This window comes from Streptomyces sp. NPDC000345, from assembly GCF_042898825.1.
In the GTDB taxonomy this organism is placed as follows: Bacteria; Actinomycetota; Actinomycetes; order Streptomycetales; family Streptomycetaceae; genus Streptomyces.
Window position 1 is genome coordinate 145,516 of the sequence record NZ_JBIAZE010000015.1, and the last position, 23,645, is coordinate 169,160.

21 protein-coding genes are annotated in these 23,645 nt (G+C 72.8%); 13 read left to right on the forward strand and 8 right to left on the reverse strand.

The genetic code is table 11. The annotated features are described in order from the left end of the window. Nucleotides 1-291: 291 nt before the first annotated feature. Nucleotides 292-807, forward strand: a complete 516-nt coding sequence (locus tag ACFY30_RS30630; RefSeq protein ID WP_390848380.1) for a hypothetical protein — start codon at nt 292-294, stop codon at nt 805-807. A gap of 150 nt (nt 808-957) precedes the next feature. On the opposite strand, the gene ACFY30_RS30635 is transcribed toward ACFY30_RS30630, so the two are convergent. From ACFY30_RS30635 to ACFY30_RS30645, 3 genes are all read right to left on the reverse strand, one after another. After that, nucleotides 958-1,488 (reverse strand): hypothetical protein, encoded by a 531-nt coding sequence (locus tag ACFY30_RS30635; protein WP_390848381.1) that lies wholly within the window; start codon nt 1,486-1,488, stop codon nt 958-960. Between the two features lie 225 nt (nt 1,489-1,713). Next, nucleotides 1,714-2,478 carry a hypothetical protein gene (locus tag ACFY30_RS30640; RefSeq protein WP_390848382.1) on the reverse strand — a complete coding sequence of 255 codons (765 nt, stop codon included), beginning with the start codon at nt 2,476-2,478 and terminating at the stop codon, nt 1,714-1,716. Nucleotides 2,479-2,701: 223 nt separating this feature from the next. Then, nucleotides 2,702-2,830 (reverse strand): hypothetical protein, encoded by a 129-nt coding sequence (locus ACFY30_RS30645; RefSeq protein ID WP_390848383.1) that lies wholly within the window; start codon nt 2,828-2,830, stop codon nt 2,702-2,704. Nucleotides 2,831-3,699: 869 nt separating this feature from the next. Here ACFY30_RS30645 and ACFY30_RS30650 point away from each other — a divergent pair. From ACFY30_RS30650 to ACFY30_RS30660, 3 genes are all read left to right on the forward strand, one after another. Continuing rightward, nucleotides 3,700-4,668: an SCO0930 family lipoprotein gene (locus tag ACFY30_RS30650; protein ID WP_390848384.1), complete on the forward strand. Its 969-nt coding sequence runs from the start codon at nt 3,700-3,702 to the stop codon at nt 4,666-4,668. A 323-nt stretch (nt 4,669-4,991) separates the two neighbouring features. After that, a complete protein-coding gene (locus ACFY30_RS30655) occupies nt 4,992-5,804 on the forward strand; it encodes an SAM-dependent methyltransferase (protein WP_390848385.1) in 813 nt (270 codons plus the stop codon). Further along, on the forward strand, nt 5,801-7,948 hold the full coding sequence (locus ACFY30_RS30660; protein ID WP_390848386.1) for a putative bifunctional diguanylate cyclase/phosphodiesterase: 2,148 nt from the start codon (nt 5,801-5,803) through the stop codon (nt 7,946-7,948). The genes ACFY30_RS30655 and ACFY30_RS30660 overlap by 4 nt, the downstream gene beginning before the upstream one ends. Nucleotides 7,949-8,384: 436 nt before the next feature. Here ACFY30_RS30660 and ACFY30_RS30665 read toward each other — a convergent pair whose 3' ends face one another. Further along, the gene (locus ACFY30_RS30665) at nt 8,385-9,269 is read right to left on the reverse strand and encodes a LysR family transcriptional regulator (RefSeq protein WP_390848387.1); all 885 of its coding nucleotides are present in this window, start codon (nt 9,267-9,269) and stop codon (nt 8,385-8,387) included. A gap of 120 nt (nt 9,270-9,389) precedes the next feature. Here ACFY30_RS30665 and ACFY30_RS30670 point away from each other — a divergent pair, with 120 nt between their 5' ends. The 8 genes from ACFY30_RS30670 (at nt 9,390) to ACFY30_RS30705 (ending at nt 18,751) form a co-directional block, all read left to right on the forward strand. Continuing rightward, complete coding sequence (locus ACFY30_RS30670; RefSeq protein WP_390848444.1) at nt 9,390-10,061, forward strand: succinate dehydrogenase; 672 nt, start codon at nt 9,390-9,392, stop codon at nt 10,059-10,061. Nucleotide 10,062: 1 nt separating this feature from the next. After that, nucleotides 10,063-12,012 (forward strand): fumarate reductase/succinate dehydrogenase flavoprotein subunit, encoded by a 1,950-nt coding sequence (locus tag ACFY30_RS30675; protein WP_390848388.1) that lies wholly within the window; start codon nt 10,063-10,065, stop codon nt 12,010-12,012. Next, entirely contained in the window at nt 12,009-12,758 is a 750-nt protein-coding gene (locus tag ACFY30_RS30680; protein ID WP_390848389.1) for a succinate dehydrogenase/fumarate reductase iron-sulfur subunit, read from the forward strand. Before ACFY30_RS30675 ends, ACFY30_RS30680 begins: the two co-directional genes overlap by 4 nt. 225 nt (nt 12,759-12,983) lie before the next feature. After that, nucleotides 12,984-13,757 (forward strand): GNAT family N-acetyltransferase, encoded by a 774-nt coding sequence (locus ACFY30_RS30685; RefSeq protein WP_390848390.1) that lies wholly within the window; start codon nt 12,984-12,986, stop codon nt 13,755-13,757. Next, entirely contained in the window at nt 13,754-14,614 is an 861-nt protein-coding gene (locus ACFY30_RS30690; RefSeq protein ID WP_390848391.1) for a lysophospholipid acyltransferase family protein, read from the forward strand. The genes ACFY30_RS30685 and ACFY30_RS30690 overlap by 4 nt, the downstream gene beginning before the upstream one ends. A 91-nt stretch (nt 14,615-14,705) precedes the next feature. Continuing rightward, on the forward strand, nt 14,706-15,437 hold the full coding sequence (locus ACFY30_RS30695; RefSeq protein WP_390848392.1) for a hypothetical protein: 732 nt from the start codon (nt 14,706-14,708) through the stop codon (nt 15,435-15,437). Continuing rightward, complete coding sequence (locus ACFY30_RS30700; RefSeq protein ID WP_390848393.1) at nt 15,437-17,623, forward strand: bifunctional polysaccharide deacetylase/glycosyltransferase family 2 protein; 2,187 nt, start codon at nt 15,437-15,439, stop codon at nt 17,621-17,623. Before ACFY30_RS30695 ends, ACFY30_RS30700 begins: the two co-directional genes overlap by 1 nt. Nucleotides 17,624-17,683: 60 nt before the next feature. Continuing rightward, nucleotides 17,684-18,751, forward strand: a complete 1,068-nt coding sequence (locus ACFY30_RS30705; protein WP_390848394.1) for an NAD-dependent epimerase/dehydratase family protein — start codon at nt 17,684-17,686, stop codon at nt 18,749-18,751. 96 nt (nt 18,752-18,847) lie between these two features. Here the strand turns inward: ACFY30_RS30705 and ACFY30_RS30710 are convergent, their stop codons facing one another. The 3 genes from ACFY30_RS30710 to ACFY30_RS30720 all read right to left on the reverse strand — a co-directional run bounded on the left by ACFY30_RS30710 (nt 18,848) and on the right by ACFY30_RS30720 (nt 22,559). Further along, a complete protein-coding gene (locus ACFY30_RS30710) occupies nt 18,848-21,238 on the reverse strand; it encodes an ATP-binding cassette domain-containing protein (RefSeq protein WP_390848395.1) in 2,391 nt (796 codons plus the stop codon). A gap of 155 nt (nt 21,239-21,393) precedes the next feature. Then, complete coding sequence (locus tag ACFY30_RS30715) at nt 21,394-21,549, reverse strand: hypothetical protein (protein WP_390848396.1); 156 nt, start codon at nt 21,547-21,549, stop codon at nt 21,394-21,396. Then, complete coding sequence (locus ACFY30_RS30720) at nt 21,546-22,559, reverse strand: LLM class flavin-dependent oxidoreductase (RefSeq protein WP_390848397.1); 1,014 nt, start codon at nt 22,557-22,559, stop codon at nt 21,546-21,548. The genes ACFY30_RS30715 and ACFY30_RS30720 overlap by 4 nt, the downstream gene beginning before the upstream one ends. Nucleotides 22,560-22,704: 145 nt before the next feature. Between ACFY30_RS30720 and ACFY30_RS30725 the strand changes: the two genes are divergently transcribed. Continuing rightward, nucleotides 22,705-23,196 carry a hypothetical protein gene (locus tag ACFY30_RS30725; RefSeq protein WP_390848398.1) on the forward strand — a complete coding sequence of 164 codons (492 nt, stop codon included), beginning with the start codon at nt 22,705-22,707 and terminating at the stop codon, nt 23,194-23,196. Nucleotides 23,197-23,205: 9 nt separating this feature from the next. On the opposite strand, the gene ACFY30_RS30730 is transcribed toward ACFY30_RS30725, so the two are convergent. After that, a complete protein-coding gene (locus ACFY30_RS30730) occupies nt 23,206-23,421 on the reverse strand; it encodes a dodecin (protein ID WP_390848399.1) in 216 nt (71 codons plus the stop codon). Nucleotides 23,422-23,645: the final 224 nt, after the last annotated feature.

The following is a 23,645-nucleotide window of genomic DNA, read 5'->3' on the forward strand; positions in this document are numbered from 1 at the left end:
CATACCAGAACGCTAAGTCCCCCACCGGAAACCGGCGACGCCTCACGTGCGAACGGGTGGCCGCCGCGCCTTTCGGTGCGCCATCCGAGTCGCCGTCGAAAGGAATTTTTCTGACGGTCCGTGACCTGCGGCGATATCCGATCGCGCGCTTTTCCCCCGGCGTGTCCTCTCACCAGGACGGACCATTCCCGAAATGCGGGCGCGTGCACGGCATCTGAGGGTCGTTCCGGGAGGCGTTCTCTCGCCGACAGACCGGGGACGGGACCCGGGGCGCCTTCCGCGGAGGATCACATGCGCACCACTCGTTCCCTGAGAGTCTCGACGGCCTCGGCGGTCTCGGCCGCCGCGGTCGCCGCCCTGGGCCTCGCCGCCCCCGTGGCCGTCGCGCGCGACGGCATGAACGTCAACCCGACCAACATCGTCGTCCAGCCCAGCGTGATCGCCCGCGGCGGCCAGATCACGGTCACCGTCGACGGCTGCCCGGCCGGCGGCACCATGACCTCGGACGCCTTCGGGACCGCCACCCTGACCTCGATCAACGGCGCCAACCAGACCGCCAGGGGCACCGCGACCATCAGCAACAACGCCCGCCCCGGCAGCTACGACCTCACCGTCAGCTGCTCCGGCCGCACCCTGGTCAGCCCCCGTGCCTTCACCGTCCTCGGCGGGGTCCGCGGCGGTCTCGGCGGCGGCAGCTCCACCGGAGCCACCCCGACCGACATCGCCATCGGCGGCGGCCTCGTCGCCGCGGCCGTGGCCGGCGGCGGACTGTTCTGGATGCGCCGCCGCGCCGAACGCCGCATCTGAGGAGTGCCCCTTCGGAAGACCGCACAGGAAGACCCCGACGAACAGGACCGCACCGGAAGACCTCCCAGCAAGACCGCAACGGAAGTGCACCGACCGGCCTTCGCCCCCTCCCTGCCGGGAACCGGGGCGAAGGCCCCCTTCGCTGCCCCGTCAGGCGGCGTCCGCGCCGTCGCGGCGACGCGACAGGCGGTACGCCGCTCCGAGGGAGCCCGCGATCAGCGCGGCGCCGAGTCCGATCTCCTTGAGGTCGAAGCCGGCGACGGTGCCGCCCTCACCGGCACGCACCCCCTGGGGGACCGGGTACGGCACGGGAGCGGGCCGGCCGGCGGCGATGGTCAGCTCCTTGACGGCGCTGACGCCGCCGCAGCTGAACGTCACCCGGTACATCGCCCCGGCCTTCGCGTCCCAGTCGACCAGCGCCACGGCCGATGACGAGCCCTTGGGGATGGTGACCGCGTCGAACACCCCCGACGAGACCGTCACGGAGCCCCGGCAGCCGCTGGCCGAGCGGTCCACCCGCAGCGTGACCTGGCCGCTGGCCACGACGGTGGCGGGCAGGACGCTGTAGCCGTTGGACATGACGTAGTGGTCGTCACCGTCGCTCGCGACGGCGGCCGGTGCGGTGAGAGCGAGGGCGGTCAAGCCCAGCAGCGCGGCCGAAGCGACGCGTATCGCGCGCATGGTGGATCCTCCGGTCCCCGAGGGGCAGCGGCGGACCTGTTCCGCTCGTGCCGTACATGCACCTCGGTGACCGAAACGCTAGGAACAGCCGTGCGCCCGCGCGATCGCAGTCGCGCGAATGGGGCACACCCGTGGGCCACTCGGGGGACGTCCCGTCCCGCGACCGGGGGACGGCCACGGCGCGGCGGCCGCCTCCGCCCCCCGGGGACGTGCCGGCGCCCGGCCTCACCCCGTGGCGTCCGGGAAGAGGTACAGGAAGGGCTCGGCGGACGCCGTGATGCCCCGGCTGTAGGGCGCGTCGAAGTCCCAGATGAGGAACAGCAGGAAGGCGATCAGGGCGGAGAACAGGCCCGCCAGCACCAGCTCGCGGGGCGTTCGCCGGATCTGCAGCGCGAAGACCATGCCGATGGTGATGACGGCGCCGGCCAGCAGCCCGAACCACACCACCCCGGGCATGGTCGCCCCGGTCGAGCCCGCCCGGGCGTTGCGCGCCTGGTCCGCGGCGGCCATCTGGTCCAGGAGCGGCTGGTACGCCTGCGCCTGGAAGTCGTCCCGGGGCCGGTAGTCCGTGATGCCGGCCCGCACCCGCCGCAGCAGTTCGTCGCCGCGCGGCGTCACCTCGCCCCGGTCCGCCATCGCCTTCCACTCGGTGGTGACGACGTGTCCGACATAGGCGTTGACATCCTCCCGAATGCGGTCGCGGACGTCGGGCGGGTACACCCGCACCCGCTCCGAGATCTCGTGCAGGGCCTGGGCCTCCGCCTGGACGTGGTCCTCGGCGCTGCCCCGGGCGTCCCAGACGCCCGCGATGGCCAGCCCCAGGACGATGGCGTACACCACGCCGATCCACATCGTCATGTACTCGATGACGTCCGGGGTCTCGGAGGGGTCCTCGTCCTCGGCCGCCGTGCGGTCCCGTACGAAGGTCACGACGATCACCACCGCGCAGGCGGCGAGCATCGCGAGGGTGAGAACAAGCCATTCCGGCAAGACATGCCTCCAGGGTGGGCTCTGGGGGGTGTTGCGAAAGTCCTGTGCGGTGCCCCGGGGTGTCCGGTGCGTGCTCCCGGCGTGCCGGACGAAAGCCCACGTACTGGGTGTACTCGGTCTTTCGGCCGGTGCGGCGGTGGGGGTGCCTCCCGCTCGGGCGAAGCCGAGAGTGGGGGAGCGTGCCGGGCGCCGCGGGTGCTGTGCGGGACTTTCGAAAAACCCCCTAGCGGGGCCGCAGCGCGGCGACGGCGGCCAGGGCGGGCACGGTGATGAGCAGGACGTAGGTGACCGGCGGGGTGGGGTCGGCGGGGGGCCTCGGGCGCGGCGGGGAGTGGTACGCCGGGTAGCTCACGGGGGTCGCCGACGGGCGCGGAGCGGGCTCGGGCGGCGTGGGGGACGGCTTCGGCTCGGGGACCTGCCGGGGGAGCGGCGCCACGGGCGCGGGCGGCGGCGGGGGCTTCGCCGCGGGCCTGTGGGGCGGAACGGGGCGCGGCTTCGGGGGAGGTGTGGGCCTGGGTGTCGGCTTCGGCGTGGGTGTGGGGGTCGGCTTCGGAGGCGGGGGAGGGGGCGGTGGGGGCGTCGGCGTCGGTACCGGGCAGACCGTGGGCATCACGGGCCCCGGCACTTTCGGGGGTGCCGGGAGGGCCGGCGGCGCCGGCGGTGTCGGCCAGGAGCCGCGTCCCGCGACCGCCACCGCCGCGGTGCCGTCCGGGCCCGTCGAGGCGTACGCGCACGCGTCGGCCGCGGCCACCCCGGCCGGCGCGGCCGTGAGGATCCAGGCCGCGGTCACCAGGCACAACGTCCTGATGACGAGGGCGGATCGGGTCGGTTCGGGTCCATCCACGTCGGAGATCATGCGGCCCGGCGGACGGGCGTACCCCCGCCACCGAGGGGATTGCCCTCGAACGGGGGGAAGTCCGAGTCCGGAGGTTTGGCGGGCGGATGTCGGCGTGCCCCCTTCCCGCACAGGCGTACGATCGCGGCCGCCGCGCCGCGTGTCGCCGCCCCTGCCCACGGCGCGCCCCGCCGCCCGGCCCGAACCGGTCCGTGGGCCCCGGATCACACCGGCGCGAACCCGTCCGTCAGCCCGCGGATCACAGGCGCCGGAAAGAATTTTGTGCCGCGTTTGAACACAACGACCGCCGCCATGCGTACCCAGTGCCGTGCGGCGGCGCAGCAGGGCGCTGCAACACCCTTTGGACTATCGGGGAGTTGTTGACGATGAAGACCTCCTGGCGGAGCGCCTCACTCGTGGCGAGCGCTGTGGGCGTGCTGGCGCTGACGACGGCGTGCGGTCAGGAAAGCGGCACGTCGGCGTCGAGCCAGAACGTCGGCGCCACGGCCCAGGCCGGCGGCATCGGCGGCGTCGGCACCGGCATCACGGGCGGCGCCGGAGCCGGCACCGGTACGAGTGCCAGCCCGAGCGCCGCCGGTGAGGCCGGCGCCGGGGGCAGTGCCGCCGGTGAGCTGGCCATCTCCACGAACACCGAGCTCGGCAACATCCTGACCGACGCGAAGGGCATGACGCTCTACCGCTTCGACCAGGACACCGCCGAGCCGCCCAAGTCGAACTGCGACGGCGACTGCGCGACCACCTGGCCGCCGGTGTCCGCCGACGACGTCTCCGCCGGCGACGGCATCGACAAGTCGCTGCTCGGTGAGGTCACCCGGTCCGACGGCACCAAGCAGCTCACCGTGGACGGCTGGCCCGCCTACTACTACGCCAAGGACGCCAACCCCGGTGACACCTCCGGCCAGGGCGTGGGCAACAAGTGGTTCGCGCTGGCGCCCGACGGCAAGAAGGCCAAGGCGGATTCCGCCCTGGCGGGGCTGTCCGTCCGCAAGGACCCCAACCTCGGTGAGATCGTCGTCGACAAGAACGGCATGACGGTCTACCGGTTCCTGAAGGACAAGGCCTGGCCCGAGCCGGTCTCGAACTGCAACGGCGCCTGCCTGGAGAAGTGGCCCGTCGTCGCGCCGGTCGAGGCCAACGACACCGAGGGCGTCCAGAAGAAGGGCCTGATGAGCTTCACCCGGTCCGACGGCGTGAAGCAGCAGACGGTCAACTGCTCGCCGATCTACACCTTCTCCGGTGACAAGTCCCCCGGTGACATCAACGGCCAGGGCGTGGGCGGCCAGTGGTACGCCGTGGCCCCCGACGGAAAGCTGGTCGGCGCGCCGGGGCAGTAGAGATCACCTCCCCAGGGCTGATCCCCGCAACCGCCCCGGTACGTACGACCCTTGGTCCGCCCCCTCCGCGCCGCACGGAGGGGGCGGACCGCTGTCCGTCCGTTCACGCCTTGTATGCGTGGACTTCCGCTGCCCTCCGGCCGCTTCGGGACTCTCCGGAACGCCCCGGGTACTTTTCGTAGGCCCTTCGAGGATGCCGATCCGGCACGTGCCGCAGGCAGTGACCGGGAACGGACGGTCAATTTCCGTTTCCACTCGCCCCTTTGGCGGGCGATCAGTAGCCTCAGCTCGAACACCGGATCGCCTACGCCTTGGAGAGATAGATGGAGCGTCCCGCCTGGGCCCCTCGGAGCATCGACATCTCGGTGCCCAGCGTCTCGCGGATCTACGACTACTTCCTGGGCGGTTCGCACAACTTCGAGGTCGACCGGGAAGCCGCCCGCCGGGCCATGGAGTTCGCGCCGGGACTGCCGAAGATCATGCAGGCGAACCGGGCGTTCATGCGCCGGGCGGTGCGCTGGGCGGCGGGCGAGGGCATCACCCAGTTCCTCGACGTCGGCTCGGGCATACCCACCTTCGGCAACGTCCACGAGGTCGCCCAGTCCGCGAGCCCCGGCGCCCGTGTCGTCTACGTCGACCACGACCCGGTGGCCGTCGCGCACAGCCAGGCCGTCCTCGAGGGCAACGAGCACGCGGGCGTCGTCGCCGCGGACCTGTGCAAGCCGCAGGAGATCCTGGGCAGTTCGCAGGTGCGCGACCTCATCGACCTGGAACGGCCGGTGGCGCTGCTGCTCGTTGCCATACTGCACTTCGTGGAGGACGCGGACGACCCGTACCGGGCGGTGGCCGAGCTGACCGAGGCGCTCGCGCCCGGCAGCGTGCTCGTCCTCACGCATGCCTCGTACGAGGGAATGCCGCTGCCCCGGGAGCAGACCGAGGCGATGGTGGACGTGTACGAGGACATTCGCAACCCGCTGATCATGCGCACGCGTGACGAGGTCGCGCGGTTCTTCGAGGGGTACGACATGGTGGAACCGGGACTGGTGCCGATGCCCTGCTGGCGGCCGGAGTCGGAGCCTCAGGACGAGGATCCGTACACGTTCTGCGGCTTCGCCGGCGTGGGGCGTACCGCGTGACCGCCGAGCCGGACGGGCCGGAGGACAGACTGCGCCGGTTCGCGACGATCTGGAGCCGGGCCGTGTTCCCGGTGACGTCGACGTCGCTGACCCGGCCCGAGTTCGAGGAACAACTCCTGCCGTCGGCGCGGCGGTTGCGGGAGGCGCTGCTGGCCCGGACCTTCGACGCGGACGCCGGCCGAGCGGTCGGCGCGGCCCTCGTCGAGGCGCACTGCACCGACCCCGAGGCGCTCAGCCGCGCCCTCGACTGCGTCGACGCCTACCTGGTGCTCTACTGCGGCGAGGACGGACCCCAGGAGGACCTGCGCACGCGTGCCGCGCGGCTCCAGCACGCCATGGCCGCCGGGTACGCGCAGGCCCTGCGGGAGCGCACCCTCGCCGAGCAGGAGGCCATCGCACAGGCCGCGTTGCAGGCCCAGGGGGTGGTGGCGCAGGCGCTGCACGCGAGCGAGGCCCGCTTCCGCACCGTCTTCGAGGGCGCCGCGATAGGGATCGGCATGGCCGACCTCGACGGCAGCATCCTCCAGGTCAACGGCGCGCTGCTGCGCATGTTCGGCGTCTCCGAGCAGACCATGCACGGCCGTAACGTGAGGGAGTGGACGCATCCCGAGGACGCGCCGCAGACCTGGAAGCTGTACGACGAACTCGTGCGCGGCGAGCGTGAGCACTACCACCTGGAAAAGGCGTTCTACCGTCCTGACGGAACGGTTCTGTGGACCAATCTGACCGTCTCCCTGCTGCGGGACGCGGACGGCGAGCCGCAGTACCAGCTGGCCCTGATGGAGGACACCACCGAGCGCCGGCTGCTCAACCTGCGGCTGCGCTACGAGGCCACCCACGACGCGCTCACCGGCCTGCCCAACCGCACGCTGTTCTTCGAGCGCCTGGAGAAGGTGCTGGGCGCCGGGGACCACCAGCGCTTCGGTCTGTGCTACCTCGACCTGGACGGGTTCAAGACCATCAACGACAGCCTCGGCCACGCGGCCGGCGACCGGCTGCTCGTGGAGGTCGCCGACCGGCTGCAGTCGTGCGCGACCGCACCCGGGGAGATGGTGGCCCGCCTCGGCGGCGACGAGTTCGTGGCGCTGACGACGGGCTCCGACACCCGCCGCGAGGTCGACGATCTCGCCGCACGCATCCAGAACGCCCTGGTCGCGCCCGTGCGCATCGACGGCCGTGAGCTGACCGTGCGCGGCAGCATCGGCATCGTGGAGGGCCCGGCGGCGGAGCGCAGCGCGGCGGAGGTGCTGCGCAGCGCCGACATCACCATGTACCGGGCCAAGTCCGCGGGCGGCAACCGCTTCGAGCTCGCCGACCCGGAGGCCGACGCCCGCGCGATCACCCGCCACGGCCTCACCACCGCCCTCCCGGCGGCGCTGGAGCGCGGTGAGTTCTTCATCGAGTACCAGCCGCTGGTCCACCTCGGCGACGGGAGTGTGCGCGGCGCCGAGGCGCTGGTGCGCTGGCTGCACCCGCAGCACGGGGTGCTCGGCCCCGACCGGTTCATCCCGCTCGCCGAACACACCGGTCTGATCGTGCCGTTGGGCCGGTGGGTCCTCGAACAGTCCGTCCGCCAGGCCCGTGCGTGGCGGGAACGCGGCGAGGACACCAACCCTCCGGGCAGCCCGCTCCGCATCAACGTCAACCTCTCGCCGTGCCAGCTGCACCACCCCGGTCTGGTGCAGGACACGGTCGACATCCTGGAACGCACGGGCGTCACACCGGACGCCCTCTGCCTGGAGGTGACGGAGTCGGCACTGATCGGCGCCGACGACGACCTGCTCAAACCGCTGCGGCGGCTCGCCGAGATGGGCGTCGACATCGCCCTGGACGACTTCGGCACCGGCTACTCCAACCTCGCCAACCTGCGCCGTCTGCCGGTGAGCGTCCTCAAGCTGGACCGTTCCTTCACCCAGAGCATGCAGCAGTTCCCGGCCGACCCCGTCGACCTCAAGATCGTCGAAGGGATCGTCTCGCTCGCCCACAGCCTGGACCTCGCGGTCACGGTGGAGGGCGTGGAGACCGGCGCCCAGGCCGAACAGCTCCGGATCCTGGGCTGCGACACCGCCCAGGGCTGGTACTACGCCCGCCCGGGCCCGCCGGAGCGGCTGCACGAGCTGGCCCTGGCCGACGCGACGGGCTGACGGAACACCCCGGCCAGGCACGGGCTTTCCGCGGGCGCGGCCGGCTCCCCGGGCGGCCAGGGCGCGCCCGCCTCGGCCCGGTCGGGTCTGCCGGGCCACGGCCCGTCAGTCCGGCGTGCGCTCCCCCCCGTTCTCCGCCGGGGTTCTGCGGGGCGCAGCTGGCTCGCCCGGCCCGCCAGGGGCGCGCCCGCCTTGGCCCGGTCGGGTCTGCCGGGCCACGGTCCGTCAGTCCGGCGTGTGCCCTCCCCGTTCTCCGCCGGGGTTCTGCGGGGCGCGGCCGGCTCGCCCGGCCCGCCAGGGGCGCGCCCGTCTTGGCCCGGCCCGGTCTGCCGGGCCACGGCACTTCGGCCCGCCGTGCGCTTTCCCCGCTCCCCGCCGGGGTTCCGTGAGGAACGGTCGGCTCGTCGAGGAGGTGCTCAGGCCGGCATGAGTCCGTTCACCGCTCCAGCAGCATTCGCTGCAACTCCCGCGCGGCCCGGGGCGGGGCCACATCGCTGCGGTGCGCGAGGGCGATCGTACGGTGCAGTCCGGGTCGGGCGAGCGAGGTGACCCGCAGTCCCCGGCCCGAGCGGGTCGCGACCATCCGGGGCACGACGGCCACCCCGAGTCCGGCCCGGACGAACCCGAGCACCGCGTCCATCTCGCCGCCCTCGACCGCGAAGTCCGGCTCGAACCCCTCCGCCCGGCACGCGGCCACGGTGAGTTCGCGCAGGTCGTAGCCGTGCCGGAACATCACCAGGCGTTCGCCCTCCAGATCGGCGATCCGGACCGTGCGCCGTCCCCCGCCCGGCTTGGGCGCCTCGGGGGAGGACACCACCACCAGGTCCTCGCGCAGCAGCTCCACCGTCGTCAGCGCGGGGGAGGGGGTCGGCAGCGGCAGCACCACCAGGGCCAGGTCGAGCGCGCCCCGGGCCAGCTGCCGTACGAGGTCGTGCGAGCCGCCCTCCTCGACCAGCAGCCGGACGCCCGGGTACCGGTCGTGGAAGGCGCGCAGCACGTCCGGCAGCAGGCCGGTGCACAGACTCGGCGTGGCCCCGAGCCGCACCCGCCCGCTGCGCAGCTGCACCAGTTCCTGCACCTCGTACCGCGCCGTCTCCGTGTCCGCGAGGATCCGCCGGGCCAGCGGCAGCAGCGCCTCGCCCGCGTCGGTGAGCGTGATGTTGCCGCGTGCCCGCAGAAAGAGATCCGCCCCCAACTCCCTTTCCAGCGACCTGATCTGCTGGGAGAGCGAGGGCTGGGCGACATGGACCAGCTCGGCGGCCCGGGTGAAGTGCCGGGTCTCGGCGACCGCCACGAAGTACTGGAGCTGCTGGAACTGCACCCACCCAGCATAGGTCCTTCCTATGGAAACGAGCCGTTTCATGTCTTGGACCGATGGGGCCGAACGGCCCTAGCGTCTTGACCCATGGCTCTGGCAACGCGGACGGACCGACGGCCGTCGATGGCGCGTACCGTGTGGGACTCCTCCGTCGGCAAGAAGACGGTGATGGCCGTCAGCGGCTTGATCATGCTGCTGTACCTGGTCGCCCACGTCATCGGCAATCTGAAGATCTTCTTCGGCCCGGGGGAGTTCGACCACTACGCGCACTGGCTGCGCACGGTCGGCGAACCGTTCATGCACTACGAGTGGACGCTCTGGCTGGTCCGCGTGGTGCTGGTCGTGGCCGTGGTCGCCCACGCCACCTCCGCCTACCAGCTCAGCCGCCGCGACATCAGGGCGCGCCCGAGCAAGTACGTGCACAGGAAGCCCCGGGCGAGCTACGCCACCCGCACCATGCGCTGGGGCGGGATCATCCTCGGCCTGTTCATCGTCTGGCACATCCTGGACCTGACGACGGGCACCGTGCACAGCGGCGGCTTCCAGGAGGGCCACCCGTACCAGAACGTCGTGGACACCTTCTCCACCTGGTACGGCAACGTCATCTACATCGTCGCGATGCTCGCGCTCGGCCTGCACATCCGGCACGGCTTCTGGAGCGCCGCCCAGACCCTCGGCGTCGGCAGCCGCACCCGCGACCGCGCCCTCAAGACCGCCGCCGACATCCTCGCGCTGCTGCTCACGGCCGGATTCATCGCCGTACCCGTGGGCGTCATGACCGGAGTGGTGAGCTGACATGACCTCCTACACGGACTACCGGACCGGCGAACCCCTCGTCGACGGCAAGGCGCCGTCCGGCCCCATCCACGAGCGCTGGGACAAGCGCCGCTTCGAGGCCAGGCTGGTCAACCCCGCCAACCGCCGCAAGCACACCGTGATCGTCGTCGGCACCGGCCTCGCCGGCGGCTCGGCGGGCGCCACGCTCGCCGAACAGGGCTACCACGTCGTCCAGTTCTGCTACCAGGACTCCCCGCGCCGCGCCCACTCGATCGCCGCCCAGGGCGGCATCAACGCGGCGAAGAACTACCGCAACGACGGCGACTCCGTCCACCGGCTGTTCTACGACACCGTCAAGGGCGGCGACTTCCGGGCACGCGAGTCCAACGTGCACCGGCTCGCGCAGATCTCCGTCGAGATCATCGACCAGTGCGTGGCCCAGGGCGTGCCCTTCGCCCGGGAGTACGGCGGCCTGCTCGACACCCGCTCCTTCGGCGGCGTACAGGTGTCCAGGACCTTCTACGCCCGCGGCCAGACGGGCCAGCAGCTGCTGCTCGGCGCGTACCAGGCGCTGTCGCGGCAGATCGCCGCCGGGAACGTGGAGATGCATCCGCGCACCGAGATGCTCGACCTGATCGTGATCGACGGGCGGGCGCGCGGGATCGTGGCCCGGGACCTGATCACCGGAAAGATCGACACGTACTTCGCGGACGCCGTCGTACTCGCCAGCGGCGGCTACGGCAACGTCTTCTACCTGTCGACCAACGCCATGAACTCCAACGCCACCGCGATCTGGCGGGCGCACCGGCGCGGCGCCCACTTCGCCAACCCCTGCTTCACCCAGATCCACCCCACCTGCATCCCGCGCACCGGCGACCACCAGTCGAAGCTGACGCTGATGAGCGAGTCGCTGCGCAACGACGGCCGGATCTGGGTGCCCAAGGCCAAGGGCGACACCCGGCCGGCGAACAGGATCCCCGAGAACGAGCGCGACTACTACCTGGAGCGCGTCTACCCGTCCTTCGGCAACCTGGTCCCGCGCGACATCGCCTCCCGCGCCGCGAAGAACGTCTGCGACGAGGGCAGGGGCGTCGGCCCCGGCGGACAGGGTGTCTACCTGGACTTCGCCGACGCCATCCGGCGCATGGGCCGCAAGGCCGTGGAGGCCAAGTACGGCAACCTCTTCGACATGTACCAGCGGATCACCGACGAGGATCCGTACGAGGTGCCGATGCGGATCTACCCGGCCGTGCACTACACGATGGGCGGCCTGTGGGTCGACTACGACCTGCAGACCACCGTCCCGGGCCTCTTCGCGATCGGCGAGGCCAACTTCTCCGACCACGGCGCCAACCGGCTCGGCGCCTCCGCGCTCATGCAGGGCCTGGCCGACGGCTACTTCGTCCTGCCCGCCACCATCAACGACTACCTCGCCCGCAACCCGCACCAGGGCGAGGTGACCGACGGACACCCGGCCGTGCAGGAGGTGCTGGCCGAGACCCAGGACCGGCTCCACCTGCTGCTGTCCGTGGACGGCGACCGCACCCCCGACTCCTTCCACCGCGAGGTCGGCGAGCTGATGTGGGAGTTCTGCGGCATGGCCCGCACGGACGCCGGACTGCGCAAGGCGCTGGAGCGCATCCCGCAGATCCGCGAGGAGTTCTGGCGCCGCATCAAGGTCCCGGGCACCGGCGAGGAGTTCAACCAGTCGCTGGAGAAGGCCAACCGGGTCGTCGACTACCTGGAGCTCGCCGAGCTGATGTGCCTCGACGCGCTGCACCGCGCCGAGTCCTGCGGCGGCCACTTCCGCGAGGAGTCGCAGACCCCGGACGGCGAGGCGGCCCGCAGGGACGAGGAGTTCGCGTACGCGGCCGCCTGGGAGTTCACCGCCACCGGCGAGGCCCCCACCCTGCACAAGGAAGACCTGGTCTTCGAGTACGTCCACCCCACCCAGCGGAGCTACGCATGAAGCTCACCCTGCGCGTCTGGCGGCAGCGCAACGCCGAGACCGACGGCGCCATGTCCACGTACGAGGTGGACGGCATCTCGCCCGACATGTCCTTCCTGGAGATGCTCGACACCCTCAACGAGGAGCTCATCCTGCGGGGCGAGGACCCCGTCGCCTTCGACCACGACTGCCGGGAGGGCATCTGCGGCGCGTGCAGCCTGGTGATCAACGGCGACGCGCACGGACCCGAACGCACCACCACCTGCCAGCTGCACATGCGGTCCTTCGAGGACGGCGACACCATCGACGTGGAGCCGTGGCGGGCGTCGGCGTTCCCGGTGATCAAGGATCTGGTCGTCGACCGGTCGGCGTTCGACCGGATCATCCAGGCCGGCGGCTACATCACCGCCCCGACCGGCTCCGCGCCGGAGGCGCACGCGACGCCGGTGCCCAAGCCGGACGCGGACTTCGCGTTCGAGCACGCGGAGTGCATCGGGTGCGGTGCATGTGTCGCCGCATGCCCCAACGGCGCGGCGATGCTGTTCACCTCCGCCAAGGTCAACCACCTCAACGTGCTGCCGCAGGGAGCGCCCGAGCGCGAGACGCGGGTGCTCGACATGGTGGCCCAGATGGACGAGGAGGGCTTCGGGGGCTGCACGCTGGCGGGCGAGTGCGCGACGGCCTGCCCGAAGGGCATCCCCCTGGTGTCCATCACCAGCATGAACAAGGAGTGGCTGCGGGCCACCCGCAAGGTGGCCCAGCGGTAGGGCCACCCGGGCACGGAGAACGTTCGCCGAACAGTGCGGACGGGCGGGACCGGGTGTGGTGCTCAGGCCCGGTCCCGTCTCGTGTTCCCGCACCCGCGCGAGCGCCTGGCATTCAACATCCCCACATCCCCTCTCCCGGCACCGGTCACGTACACGCCAACCGGGGTCGGGAGAAACAGGGGGAGCGCCACCGTCCCCGATGTGGCCCGTGCCCAGGAGTGAGCCATGACCGGCGTTTCCACGCTCGACCGCCCCCAGCAGTCCACGGCACCCGTCCGCTACACCGTCACCCTGGCCCGCGACGAGGCCGACGTGCGGGCCGCGCAGCGGCTGCGGCACGACGTGTTCGCCGGAGAACTGGGCGCCCTGCTGTCCTCCCCGCAGCCGGGCCTCGACGTCGACCCGTTCGACGCCCACTGCGACCACCTGCTCGTGCGCGACACGGACACCGGGCAGGTCGTCGGAACGTACCGGCTGCTGCCGCCGGAGCGCGCCTCGGTCGCCGGACAGCTGTACTCGGACGGCGAGTTCGACCTGACCGCGCTCGACGCGATCCGGCCCGGCCTGGTCGAGGTCGGCCGCTCCTGTGTGCACCCCGACCACCGCGACGGCGCGGTCATCGGCCTCATCTGGGCCGGCATCGCCCGCTACATGGTGGACCGCGGCCACGACTGGCTGGCCGGCTGCTGCTCGATCCCGCTCGCCGACGGCGGCGCCCTCGCGGCCGGCACCTGGGACCGGGTCCGCGACCGGCACCTGGCGCCCGAGGAGTACCGGGTCCGCCCGCGGCTGCCGTGGCAGCCGAAACAAGCGGCACCGGCCGCCCGCACCGAACTGCCCGCCCTGCTGCGCGGCTACCTGCGCCTCGGCGCCTGGGTCTGCGGGGAGCCCGCACACGACCCCGACTTCGGCGTCGCCGACCTCTACGTGCTGCTGCCGATGCGCCGGGTCGACCCCCGCTACCTGCGGCACTTCCTCTCCCTCGTCCCGGCCTCATGAGCGTCTGGCTGCCCGGCGCGCCCTGCACCCCGCGGGCGTGCGTCGAGGCGACGGCGTCCCTGACGGCCGTGCCCCGGGCCGCGCTGCGGCTGCTGGCGGTGGCCGCGCTCGTCCTCGCCGGTATCGCCCTGTCACCGCTCGGCCGGAGGCTTCCGGCCGGCGCGGTACGGCGGTGGAGCCGGGCGGTCGTCGGCGCGGCGGGCGTCCGGATCCGGGTGAGCGGCGTGGCCGCCCCGCCCGCCGGCGGGCTGCTCCTGGTCGCCAACCACATCTCGTGGCTCGACATCCCGCTGCTGGCCGCCGTCCGTCCGGCGCGAATGCTCGCCAAGGCCGAGATCCGGCGCTGGCCGGTGGCGGGCGCGCTGACCGCGCGCGGCGGCGTGCTGTTCATCGACCGGGACCGGCTGCGCGCCCTGCCCGGCACGGTCGCCCGGATCGCCGGGGTGCTGCGCGCCGGGCAGGCCGTCGCGGCGTTCCCGGAGGGCAGCACCTGGTGCGGCCGCGCCCAGGGGCACTTCCGGCGGGCGGTGTTCCAGGCGGCGCTGGACGCCCGGGTCCCGGTCCAGCCGGTCCGCATCCGTTACCGCGACAGCCGGGGAGCGGCCAGCACCGCACCGGCGTACGTCGGCGACGACTCCCTGGCGGCCTCCCTGTGGCGGGTGGTGTCGGCGCGCGGGCTGGTCGCGGAGGTCGAGGTGCTGCCGCTGATCGAGCCGGACGGCCACCGCGACCGCAGGACACTCGCCCGCGCCGCCGAGGCACGCTCACTGGGCCGGACGCGTCGGACGCACGTCTTCGCCCCGGGCGGCCGGCACCTCACCACGCGCGCCCCGGCGGGCCGAAGCCTCGACGCGTGAGAGAGGGCGCGCGGGGCTGTGCCCGTCGTGGTGTCCGGCCCGGGCGGGGACCCCCTGCTGGGCATGCCCCGTACGGACGTACGCTTTCTTCATGTTGCTCAAGCATGCTAAGTCCGGACATGTCGTGGCAGGGGCGCCGACCGGCGCGAGTACCCCCGTGTTCGTCGACGCCTCCGGCCGACGCGCCCTGATACTCCGGCGCGCCGGATACGGGTTCGCCGGGTTGGCTGCCTCGTACATGGCCGTGCTGGGGCTGAGCCTGATGGGAGCGACGCCCTTCGCGCCGCAGACGATCCTCCCCGTCCCCGCCCCCGGCGACGCGGCGGCGCCCGCCACACCGGAACGGGATCCGCCCGGCCGGACGCCCGACGCACCCGGCGATCCCCCCGAGCCGGACCGCCCGGGGCTGTACGGTCCGGGCGTCGCCGACGGTCCGGGCACCCTCCTCCTTCCGCAGCTCGTTCCGCCCGCCCCGCCCGGTGCTTCGCCCCTCGCTCCCGCAAGCCCCTCGGTCACCGTCACGCCGGCACCCCCGGCCACCGCCGCGCCGGAGGCGCCGACGTCACCGGTGCCCTCCCCGCCGGACGCACCCACGACCCCGGCCGGCGATCCGTCCGTTCCCGCACCGGAACCCGGCACCGGCGGCACGCCCGCACCGCCCCCGCCCTCGCCCGAGCCCGCTCCAGGAACCAGTGAGCCACCCGCCCCGGCGCCACCCGCGCCCACGCCGCAGCCCACCCCGCCGCCGGCCACCTCCTCCGTACCGTCCGCGGACCCGGGTACGTCCGCGCCCTCCGCCGCACCGGTCGCCGAGGCTCCCTGATGCGCCGGCGCGCCCACCGGCCGGTCCGCCGCTCACCGGCGTCGCCCGGTCCGGGGCGGAGCCGGGGGCCGCTGCCGTCCCGGCACCGCTTCCGCATCGCCGTACCGCTCGTCCTGCTGGCCTTCCTCGTCTCGGTCCTCCTGGTCGAGGCCTACACCACCCGGGGCTTCGCCGGCGACCAGGCGGGGCGCGGCGGGGGACCGGCCGCCGGTGTCCCCCGGGAGGTCGCCGAGGGCGGCCCGATCGTCGACACCACGCGTGATCACCTGCGCACCCACCGCACCCCGGACAGGACGGTGGTGCTGACCTTCGACGACGGCCCCGACCCCACCTGGACGCCCCGCATACGGGCCGTTCTCGACCACTACGGCACCCCCGGCACCTTCTTCGTCACCGGGCAGCAGGTCGCCCGCCACCCCGGAGTGCTGCGCGAGCTCATCCGCTCCGGCCACGAGATCGGCGTACACACCTTCTCGCACCGGGACCTGACCACCCAGTCCGCGAGCGAGGTCGACCGTGAGCTGGCCCTGACGCAACTCGCCCTCGCGGGGGCCGGAGGCATCAACAGCTCGCTCATGCGGATGCCCTACTCCGCGACCCCCGCGGCCCTGGACGGCCCGGCATGGTCCGTGGCCCGGCACCTCGGTGACCAGGGATACCTCCTGGCGTTCATCGACCAGGACACCAACGACTGGCGGCGGCCGGGCGCCAGGGCGATCGTCGAAGCGGCCACCCCGAGCACGCCGGGCCGGGGCGCGGTCGTCCTCCTCCACGACGCGGGAGGGGACAGATCACAGACCGTCGAGGCCCTCAAGACCCTGATCCCCCGGCTCCGGGCGCAGGGCTACCGCTTCACCACCTTCGCGGACGCCCTCGGCACCGACCGTCTCACCGGCCCCGTCGACACGGCGGAGCTGTGGCGGGGCCGGGTCTTCGTGGCCGCCGTGACCGTGTCCAGGACAGCGGTGTCGGTCGCCGGCGTGCTGCTGCTGGTGGTCGGATCCCTCGTCCTCGCCCGGTGTGTGCTGCTGCTCGTACTGGCCCGGCACCACGCCCGCCGGGCCCGGCGATCCCGTACCGACCGCGGCCGGCCCGTCACCCGGCCGGTGAGCGTCGTCGTCCCCGCCTACAACGAGCGGGTGTGCATCGCCAAGACACTCCGCTCCCTCGCGGCCGGCGACCACCCCGTCGAGATCATCGTCGTGGACGACGGCTCCGACGACGGCACCGCGGACGTGGCGGAGTCCCTCGCCATCGAGGGCGTCACCGTCGTCCGAAGGCCGAACGGCGGCAAGTCGGCCGCCCTCGACACCGGCATCCTGCGGGCCTCGAACGACCTCGTCGTCATGCTGGACGCCGACACGGTCTTCGCCCCCTCGACCGTCCACCGCCTGGTACAGCCGTTCGCCGACCCGCGCGTCGGCGCCGTCGCCGGGAACGCCAAGGTCGGCAACCGCCGGCGTCTGCTCGGCCGGTGGCAGCACATCGAGTACGTCATGGGCTTCAACCTCGACCGCCGCGCGTACGACCTGCTGCGCTGCCTGCCCACCATCCCCGGTGCCGTCGGGGCGTTCCGCGCCACGGCGCTGCGGGACGCCGGAATGATGAGCGGGGACACCCTCGCCGAGGACACCGACATCACCATGGCCCTCCACCGGGCCGGATGGGAGGTCCGCTACGCGGAGGACGCCCTCGCGTGGACCGAGGCACCGGCCTCGCTGCGGGAGCTGTGGCGCCAGCGCTACCGATGGAGCTACGGCACCATGCAGGCCGCGTGGAAGCACCGTCACGCGCTGTTCGAGCGCGGTCATGCGGGCCACTTCGGCCGCATCGGTCTGCCGCTGCTGGCCGTCTTCCAGATCTTCACCCCACTCCTCGCCCCGCTGATCGACATCCTGACCGTCTACGGGCTGGTGTTCGGCAACCGGCTCGGCACGATGCTGGCCTGGACCGGCGTGCTGGCGGTGCAGGCAGTCTGCGCCGTCTACGCGTTCCACCTCGACGGCGAAAGGCTCCGCCCGCTCTGGGCGCTTCCCCTGCAGCAGGTGGTCTACCGCCAGCTGATGTACCTGGTTCTCGTCCAGGCGTGTCTGACCGCGATCAACGGCTACCGACTGCCCTGGCAGCGACTCAAGCGCAGCGGAGACGTGATGCTGCCTCCCCAGCCGTCCACCCGCGAACTGTGAGGGTCCGTCGAGCGGTTGTGGTGGGATCATGACCGGGCCGACGATCTGAGGGGAGCGCCTGTGAGAGGGAACCCGGCCGACGGGACGGTCCTGGTGACGGGGGGCAGTGGCTTCGTCGCCGCCCATCTGGTGCGGCAGCTCCTGGAGCGCGGTCACCGGGTGCACACCACCGTGCGCAGTACGGCGAACACGGCGAAGCTCGCCCCCCTGCGCGCCCTCCAGGACGCCCACCCCGGCCGCCTCGACCTCTTCGAGGCGGACCTGCTGGCGGACGGCTCCTTCGACGAGGCGATGAAGGGCTGCTCGGTGGTCTTCCACGTGGCCTCGCCCTTCCTGATGCCGGAGAAGATCAAGGACGGTATGCGGGACGTCGTCGCACCCGCCCTCCAGGGCACGCGCAACGTCGTCGCGGGCATCGACCGCACGGAGACCGTGCGGCGGCTCGTCCTCACCTCCACGGTGGGCGCGATCTTCGGGGACTACTCGGACGTCGACGCGATGGAGGGCCGCACCCTCTCGGAGAAGTACTTCAACACCACCAGCACGGCGGCGAACAACCCGTACCACTACGCCAAGACGGTCGCGGAGAAGGCGGCCTGGGAGGCCGAAGCGGCCCAGAGCCGCTGGCGCATGGTCGCCCTCAACCCCGGTCTGATCCTCGGCCCCTCTCTCACCCCCGCCTCGGACTCGGGCAGCCTCTTCCTCCTGGACGAGCTGTTCAAGGGCTACTTCTTCTACGGCGCCCCGGACTTCAGCTTCACCACGGTCGACGTGCGGGACGTGGCCGCGGCCCACATCGCCGCGGCGGAGCACCCCGAGGCGCACGGCCGGTACATCCTCGCGGCCGAGGAGATGACCTCCTTCCACCGGATGGCGCGGATCCTGCTGGAGCACCGTCCGAGAAACCCGCGCCTGCCCCGAACGGCCCTCCCGCACTGGCCCGTCCGCGTCCTGGGCCCCGCCTTCGGCCTCTCCCAGGACTACATCCGCAACCACCTCGGCATCCGCTTCCGCGTCGACAACCGGCGCAGCACCGAGGAACTGGGCCTCACCTACCGTCCGATCGAGGAGACCCTGGTGGACCACTACGAATCCTGGCGGGAGCAGCGCACCACGCGTACACGTTGATATCGCCGCCGAGCCGAGCCGGGCCGGGCCGCGTCGCGCGCTCCGTCCGCCGGACGGCCCGCCGGTGGTCCCGGCCGTCGTCCCGGTCACCCCCGGTCATGACGTCCCCGGGCCGGCGGCCCGTCCCGCATCGGAACCCCGCAGCGCCCGCCGCAGATAGGGCGCCGTCCTGCTCCCCTCCGCCCCGGCCACCTCCGCCGGTGTCCCCGTCGCCACGATCGTGCCGCCCGCGTCGCCGCCGCCCGGGCCCAGGTCGACCACCCAGTCCGCGCCCGCGACCACCGACATGTCGTGCTCGACGACGACCACCGTGTGCCCCGCGTCGACCAGGCCGTGCAGCTGCCGCATGAGGACCTCGACGTCCGCCGGGTGGAGACCGGTGGTGGGTTCGTCCAGGAGACAGAGGGTGCGGCCGCGGCGGCCGCGCTGCAGCTCCCCGGCCAGCTTGATGCGCTGGGCCTCCCCGCCGGACAGCTCGGTCGCGGGCTGGCCGAGCCGCAGATAGCCCAGGCCCACGTCGAGGAGGGTGGTGAGGCTGCGGGTCACGGCCGGGATGTCGGCGAAGAAGTCCGCCGCCGACTCCACCGTCAGATCCAGCACCTGCGCGATGTTCCGTCCCCGGTACGTCACCTCGAGCGTCTCGGGGCGGTAGCGCGCCCCGCCGCAGTCCGGGCACGGCGCGTACGTGCTCGGCAGGAACAGCAGCTCCACGCTCACGAAGCCCTCGCCCTGGCAGGTCTCGCAGCGCCCTCCGGCCACGTTGAAGGAGAAACGGCCGGCCCCGTACCCCCGCGACCGCGCCTCCTCGGTGGCCGCGAAGACCTTGCGGACGACGTCGAACAGACCGGTGTAGGTGGCCAGATTGGACCGCGGGGTCCGGCCGATGGGCCTCTGGTCGACCGCGACGAGCCGGTCCACACCCGCCAGGTCCTGGGTGATCTCCCCGACGAGCGTCGACTTCCCGGACCCGGAGACACCGGTCACCGCCGTGAGCGCCCCCAGCGGGAACTCCGCCGTCACCCCGCGCAGGTTGTGCCGGGTCACCGGACCGACCGTCAGCCATTCTCGAGCGGTGCGGACGGCCCGGACGGGGACGGGGGAGCGGTCGAAGAGGAACCGTGCCGTCGCCGACTCCCGGACGTGCTCCAGTTCCGGCACCGGTCCGCTGTGCAGCACCCGCCCGCCGTGCTCACCGGCCCGCGGGCCCACGTCGACCAGCCAGTCGGCGGCGCGCACCACGTCCAGATGGTGCTCCACCACGAACACCGAGTTGCCCGCCGCCTTCAGCCGCGCCAGGACCGTGAGCAGGGCCTCCGTGTCCGCCGGGTGCAGTCCCGCCGACGGCTCGTCGAGGACGTACACCACCCCGAACAGCCCGGACCGCAGCTGGGTGGCCAGGCGCAGCCGCTGCAGCTCGCCCGCCGAGAGGGTCGGGGTGGCGCGGTCCAGGCTCAGATAGCCGAGGCCGAGTTCGACGACCGGGGCGATCCGGGCGGCGAGGTCCCCGGTGAGCACCCGGGCGGTCTCGGAACCGGCCCCCTCCCGCAACAGGCCCGTCAGCTCCGTGAGCGGCAGCGCGGCCAGCTCCGCGATCGTACGGCCCGCGAAGGTCACGGCGAGGGACTCCGGGCGCAGCCTTCGGCCGCCGCACCCCGGACAGGGGGCGGAGGTCAGGAAGCGTTCGGCCCGGGCGCGCAGGGCGGGACTCCTGGAGTCCGAGAACGTCTTCAGCACATAGCGGCGGGCGCTCATGTAGGTGCCCTGGTAGGGCCGTTGGATACGGTCGGCGTCCCGCACCGGATGGACCGTGACCACCGGCTGCTCGTCCGTGAACAGGATCCACTCCCGTTGCTCGGCGGGCAGTTCGCGCCACGGGACGTCGACGTCGTACCCGAGCGCGTCCAGGACGTCCCGCAGGTTCTTGCCCTGCCAGGCGCCCGGCCAGGCGGCGATCGCGCCCTCCCGGATCGACAGCGACGGGTCCGGGACCAGGGACTCCTCCGTCGTCCCGTGCACCTCGCCCAGCCCGTGGCACGCGGGGCAGGCCCCGGCCGCGGTGTTCGGGGAGAAGGCGTCCGAGTCGAGGCGTCCGGCGCCCGGCGGGTAGTGGCCGGCGCGGGAGAACAGCATCCGCAGCGAGTTCGACAGGTTCGTGACCGTGCCGACCGAGGAGCGCGCCGAGGGCGCGGAGCGGCGCTGCTCGAGCGAGATCGCCGGGGGCAGCCCGGTGATCTCGCCCACCTTCGGCGCGCCCACCTGGTGGATCAGCCGGCGCGCGTACGGCGCGACCGACTCGAAGTAGCGCCGCTGGGCCTCCGCGTAGATCGTCCCGAACGCCAGCGACGACTTGCCGGAGCCGGACACACCCGTGAACACGGCCACCACGTCCCGGGGGATGTCGACGTCCACGCCCCGAAGGTTGTGCTCCCGGGCCCCGCGGACCCGTACGTACGGATCCCGCGCGGAGGGGTCGTGTGCGCTCGGCATGGGGTGCGGCTCCGTACGGCTCGTGGGGTCGGCGGCGGGATGCGTGCCGGGTGGACAAACCCCGCGATTCTATGCGCGCGGTCCGTCACCCCGGCCGGAAGGCCCGAAGGCCCACACGTTGCGGCGGACCAGGGGCCCCCGGGCCGCCTCCCCCTTCAACGGCTCGTGGACGACGGCTCCGTGGGCCCGTAGCGGACCCGTACGAGCGGCCCGTCCCGCTCGGTGACCACACCGGAGGCCCACAGCAGGTCTGCCGGCGCGAGGCCGCGCGGCCGGTTGTCGTACTCCGACAGCGGTGCTTCCGCGGTCACCCGGTGGCGTTCTCCCCGTTCACGATCCCGGCCAGGCGCCGGTAGGAGTCCAGCAGCGCCTCACGGTCGTACGTGCTGGTCGTGACGAGGATCTCCTGGGCCCCGGTCTCCTTCAACAGGGTTTCCAGCTCGCCGGCCACCTGCTCCTCGGTGCCCGCGACGTGCCCGGTCAGGCCCAAGGCGTAGAAGCCGCGCTCCTTCGCGGTCATCGCGCGCGCCTCGACCCGCCGGGCGGGCGGCAGCGGCGGGAAGGTGCCGTGGGTGCGGGAGTACGCCATCGACCAGGCCTCCGGCAGCAGCAGGCGGCGGGCCGCCTCGGGGGTGGCGGCCACGGCGACCGTGCCGGAGACGACGACGTAGGGCTCGGCCGCCCAGGGGGAGGGGCGGAACAGCGCGCGATAGGTGTCGATCCCGCGCCGCATCCTGTCCCGGTTCCGGAGGTCGCCGATGACCATCGGCAGGCCCGCCCGGGCGGCGATCGCCGCCCCCTCGCCCATGGCCAGCACGAACGGCGGAACGGTCAGACCCTCCGCCGGGTAGGCGTGCACCCGTGTCGGGGAGGTGCCCCGGAACCAGCCGAGGAGTTCGTCCAGCTGGGCCGCGAAGTCGCCGGCGTCGTCCTTGTCGCGCCCGAGCGCCCTGCGCACTCCGTCGGTGAAGCCGACCGAGCGGCCCAGACCCATGTCGATCCGGCCCGGGAAGAGGGACTCCAGCACCCCGAACTGCTCGGCCACCACCAGGGGCCGGTGGTTGGGCAGCATCACCCCGCCGGTGCCGACCCGGATCGTACGGGTCGCGCCGGCCACGGCGGCCGCGAGGACGGTGGGCGCCGCACCCGCGACCCCGGGGACACCGTGGTGCTCCGAGACCCAGAACCGGTGGTACCCGAGCCGCTCGGCCTCCCGTGCCAGCGCCACCGTGTCGCGCAGCGCCTGCGCCGCGGTGTGGCCCTCGCGGACGCGGGAGCGGTCGAGCACGGAGAGGCGGGCCGAGGCGATCACGGAGCTCATGCCTCGTTCAACACGTGAGGGCCCACAGGATTCCCGGGCTTCCGGGCTTCTCCGGGGACGGCGTCGTGAGGGGGGAACCGGGGGAGGGCCGGCCGGGTGCTCCACCGGAGGGTGCCGCGTGGCCGGGCCTGTCTAGGGTGGACGCGTGACCGACAGCAGCACACCGGCGCTCGCCGTGTTCGACCTGGACAACACGCTCGCCGACACGGCCCACCGGCAGCGGTTCCTGGAGCGCAGACCGCGCGACTGGGACGCGTTCTTCGCGGCCGCGCCGCAGGACCCGCCGATCCCGCGGGGCGTCGCGCTGGTGCGGGAGAGCGCGGCGGAGTGCGAGATCGTCTACCTCACCGGCCGGCCCGAGCGCTGCCGGCGGGACACCGAGGAGTGGCTCGCCGCGCACGGGCTGCCCGAGGGGCGGGTGTACATGCGGCGCGACCACGACCGCCGGCCCGCCCGGCGCACCAAGCTGGAGATCCTGCGCCGGCTCGCCCGGGACCGCGAGGTGCGGGTCCTGGTGGACGACGATCCGCTCGTGTGCGAGGACGCCGAACGGGCCGGTTTCACGGTCGTCCGGGCGCGCTGGACGGCCCCGTCGTCCGCACTGCGCGAGGCGCAGGAGCGGGAGGGCCGTACCTGACCCCGGCGGTCAGTCCGACTCCTCCAGGCGGAAGCCGACCTTCAGTCCCACCTGCCAGTGCGCGATCCGGCCGTCCTCGATCTGCCCGCGCACCTGGGTCACCTCGAACCAGTCGAGGTTGCGCAGCGTCTGCGAGGCGCGCTCGATGCCGTTGCGGACGGCGTGGTCGACGCCGTCGGGCGAGGTGCCGACGATCTCCGTGACCCGGTAGGTGTGGTTCGACATCAGGTGCTCCTCTCGGCCGTGACGGCGGCGTCACGTCTGTCACACGTCACTCCACCGTGCCGCAAAGGGCGGCGCACCGCCATGCCACACCCCGACATAAAAGCCTATTTTCTTACCCACATGGTGATATAAGGATCATGTGAGGATTGTGATCTGTGAGTGGGGGTTCGAGGGAGACCATGCGCCGGTTCAGAATCGCGATGTCCCGACAGGCGCCGATTCCC